Below are 3,091 nucleotides of genomic sequence, written 5' to 3'. Positions count from 1 at the left end.
AGGTGTAATTTTTTATTTTCTTCCACCAAATCTGTACTTTGCAAACGTTCATAATCCCTTTTGACCATATAGGCAGCGTTCACCATTTTTTGTACTCTTTTCAATTCGTTCGTTCCAATAATCCAATTCCCAGTGTTTTTGGTTATCGTTTCTGTTTTAAATAATCCTTTTTTCACAACCTCTGTTTTTTTCTCTTTCCCTTTTGCATTGATTTTGATTTCTTGTGGTAATTGTTCACTGAGATCTAAAAGCTTTTTCTTTTTACTTTCAAATTCTTTATCTAAAGATTGGATTTTTCTCTCCAAGTCTTTTTCTTTTATCTTTATTTCCGCATCCATCGCCTTTTTTTGTTTCTCTATTTCTAGAGAATGCTTTTTTAAATCCTTAACGGTATCAACACCAATCGTTTTATCATTTAAAATTCCATCTTTGTAGATGTGTGGTATTTCCTTTTTCAAAAATGTATCTAAATCTTGGTGGAATGTCTTTAAATCTTTTCTTGTTAAAACCTCTTTGGCTGAAACTTTTTCCCGTTGTTTTTTCTCGTCCCAAACAACAGGCATAAAAGCAAAATGCATATGAGGTGTTGTTTCGTCCTTATGTACGTTAGCGGACAATACATTTTTTTCACCGCCATAACGATTCGCTAAAAACTCATAGGTTTTTTCAAAAAATTCACGTTGTTCTTTTTCTGAAGTCCCCTTCAAGTTTTCTGGTAACGTAACAACCCAATCACTACAAACTTTTACATCTTTCCGATTCAAACAATGTACTTCACGTAATCGATCATTCATGCGGGAAAGTGTATCTCCTTCTTTTTCGCATAAATCATAATTTAAATTTGACCGCTCATTATCAATCTCTTGATTCGAATGATTTTCTGTTTTTCTGTCCCAATGAATCGATAATCCTTGTACGCTGCCTTTTGTATATTTTTCTACATGAGCCACAAGTAAGCCCCCCTTTTGGTAATCAGCATAGCACGAAGATTGAGAGAATCCAATAATTTGGTCTAGCACGTTATACCAAATTTCATTTGGACGTGCTCTGCGAGGCTCGTTGGCTTCGCCAAACCATGCCTTGCATGGCAAAAAAACCTCGGACTTTGTCCGAACCTACAAGGGGAACTCTTCCCCTTGACCCCATCAATCGAACTCCCCAACCCCTCAATCCTTGAGGGACTCCCTCGCCGGTTGGCAGGCCAAAACGTTTGACGTTTTGACAGGCCAAGAGGGTGAAGAATCAATTGCACGTGTCAATTCCTTAATGCTCCTTTCATGGATCAGCACAAACCGCTGACCCCTTCCAGTCCGCTTACCATTGACACTTACCGCTAATTTTTCCTTTTCCAACAATCGCTTTGCAAATTACTCCAAACATATGTGTTTCCTATTCGAATGAATATAAGAGTAAAGTACATAATAAATATGAAATATACCTTCAACCTTCAACTGTTACCCCTAAAAAGAACCCTATCCAACATTAGGGTTCTTTTTTCATACCAAGCCAAAAATAAAAAAGGCTTATCCAGTTATATACACATTTTTGTCCCCTGCATACACTACTTATGTACAACTGCCTACTTGATAAATTGCCATACAACAGAGTGATTGAAAGGGGATTTTATGAATTATTCATTTAATAAATCTGATAAATTAATCCCTTTTAAAAAGAACTACGGGTGTTCAAAAACAGCCTGTAGGGACCCTTGTAGTTCAATACCAATAAAAAAGTCAAAATCCTATATAGTGGATTTTGACTTTTTTATTGGTATCCCCCTTGTTTTTGGGTGTGAGTGCTGGCTGGGGGTTTGGGGGCTAGCCCCCAGGAACTTAACGTAATTTTATATGGCATTAGTGAAATTCTTGAACGATAGATCAAGGCGGTTCGGCAGGTACAATTGCTAGTCCAAGTCGTGCAACTTAAATCCTCGTTTTTGGTATGTTCGGCTTGGCGACATGCTCACACCTGCCGAATTTCACTATGCAATAGCAAAAGAGTGGAGATTTTTTGAGTGGTTTTCTCAAAAAATACTACTCGACTATTGCATTGTGGAAAGCCCTCTAAAAAAAATGAAAAAAGAATATATTTAAGGCGATATTTATCGCCTTAAATATATAGAAAAGAGTAAGCAGGGGGTAAAAAGTAGATTTTAAGCTGATATATAGCTATTGAAGGGCATTTTCTTTGGTCTAATTTTTTATACTTTTTGGTCTAATTTTTTATACCTTTTGGTCTATTTTTTTTTGACCTTTTGGTCTAATTATGATAAAATGGAAATATAAAAATATAGGAGAAAGGTGATAATATGCCAAAACAAAAAACTGAAAACGAAATAATATATAACGGTAAAAGTCGATGGAGAAACCTAGATACAGGTGAAATAATAGAAACTGATGAAGTCATAAAGAAAACTCCTAGAAATGGTTTTATGATCACATATTTAACTGCAATCGTTCAATTAATAGATAGTTTAGGTAATAAAAAAATGCAAGTTGTAAAATACATATTAGAAAACATGGACAAATCAACAAATACGTTAATTATAACTACAAGAGAATTGACCGAAAAAAGCAAGGTATCTAGACAAACTGTAATAGACACATTAAAAACACTGGAGCAAGCCCAAATAATTACTAGAAGAACTGGAGCAATAATGATACATCCAAGCCTTGTTCATCGTGGTAAAGATACAAAAGAGAAATACTTACTTGCTAGATTCGAAGATTTTAATAATAATAAGGCTCCAATTAATGCAGTTGAATAAACCGCCCAAGAATTGATTCTAAGGCGGTTTTACCTTTCCATATCATATCCTCGTTGTTTAGTCATTTCGTTTTTATGTTCACGCTCAAAGTAATCCTCTACTTCCCTTCCAACTAGTTCATTCTTAACAAGCCCTCTAAACGTTTTAAATTGCTCTTTAAAGACTTTTTTCGTTTGTTGATATAAAACCTTTACGTTTATCTTCAAATCGTTTATATGAGCTTGTAACGAGCCTATTTTTGTATGTAATTCTTTATTTCTCTCTCTCAACTCCGCATTAATCTGATGAGATGCTTTTAAATTGTTAGACAAGCCCTCTACTTGC

Annotated in this window: 3 protein-coding genes; 1 reads left to right on the top strand and 2 read right to left on the bottom strand. The window is 34.9% G+C overall.

Features of this window, described 5'->3' with window-relative positions; all coding sequences use genetic code 11:
• The coding region (gene mobV, locus P8A18_RS34245; protein WP_371933817.1) for a MobV family relaxase at nt 1-950 on the bottom strand (950 nt) is incomplete at its 3' end.
• A gap of 1,358 nt (nt 951-2,308) precedes the next feature.
• Here mobV and P8A18_RS34240 point away from each other — a divergent pair.
• Complete coding sequence (locus P8A18_RS34240) at nt 2,309-2,767, top strand: replication/maintenance protein RepL (RefSeq protein ID WP_001125937.1); 459 nt, start codon at nt 2,309-2,311, stop codon at nt 2,765-2,767.
• A gap of 29 nt (nt 2,768-2,796) precedes the next feature.
• Here the strand turns inward: P8A18_RS34240 and P8A18_RS34235 are convergent.
• A partial coding sequence (locus P8A18_RS34235; protein WP_445978211.1) for a hypothetical protein occupies nt 2,797-3,091 on the bottom strand: 295 nt, incomplete at its 5' end.

This window comes from Streptomyces sp. Mut1 (genome assembly GCF_030719295.1).
Taxonomy (GTDB): domain Bacteria; phylum Actinomycetota; class Actinomycetes; order Streptomycetales; family Streptomycetaceae; genus Streptomyces; species Streptomyces castrisilvae.
Note: the sequence above shows the minus strand (reverse complement) of the source record. Positions and strands in the feature narration are given on the sequence as shown.